The following is a 695-nucleotide window of genomic DNA, read 5'->3' as shown; positions in this document are numbered from 1 at the left end:
ATGGACAATGCCGCTTTTCATAAACGCAGTGATATTCAAGCAATCATTGAAGAGCATGGGCATGAAATAGTTTGGTTACCCCCTTATAGTCCAGACTTAAATCCCATTGAAAAGATGTGGGCTTGGATTAAGCAAATACGCAAAGAATGGCGGATGGATTGTATTGATACTTTATGCTTTTATCTGCTTTGGATTGGGTTGGGTTTTAGATGATTGCACTATATATAGCAAGGTTCCCATAAATGCATATAGTACTTTTAGATAACATACTGTTTTAAAATTATAAATTGAGTTAATGTTGTATGTATTTTTTGAGAAGTTGGCTATAGAGAAAAAACCAAAGCCGGGAACAAAATTCATATGGCATATTGCGCCTAAATGGCGAAATACGAGGCTAAACAGCCTCAAAAAAGCATTTTAAGAGAGAAATGCCTAAAAATTATGATTTTTTTGCTGACTAGTGAAAAAATTTCCAATTTTTTAAATAAATTGTTAGTAGTGGTTTGAAAAGTATGCTAACCATACTCTTACAAAAAATATTTCTTTTAATATATTGATATTTAAATATTTAACTACCATTGGATTATTTGATAAAATTCCAGCATACTTTTCAAACCACTACCAAATTGTTTTTTTTTGCAAAGGTCTTCAATTAGGTTCTTGATAGCTATACCCCATGCCACGATGCGTTTGGA

1 protein-coding gene is annotated in these 695 nt (G+C 32.1%); it reads left to right on the top strand.

Annotated features, from left to right (window positions below; all coding sequences use genetic code 11):
- Window positions 1-213: transposase (locus A5N85_RS13395; RefSeq protein ID WP_072575804.1), on the top strand; the 213-nt coding region annotated here is incomplete at its 5' end.
- Between the last annotated feature and the right edge of the window lie 482 nt (window positions 214-695).

The sequence above is a fragment of the Suttonella ornithocola genome, assembly GCF_001889065.1.
Lineage (GTDB): Bacteria > Pseudomonadota > Gammaproteobacteria > Cardiobacteriales > Cardiobacteriaceae > Suttonella_A > Suttonella_A ornithocola.
Note: the sequence above shows the minus strand (reverse complement) of the source record. Positions and strands in the feature narration are given on the sequence as shown.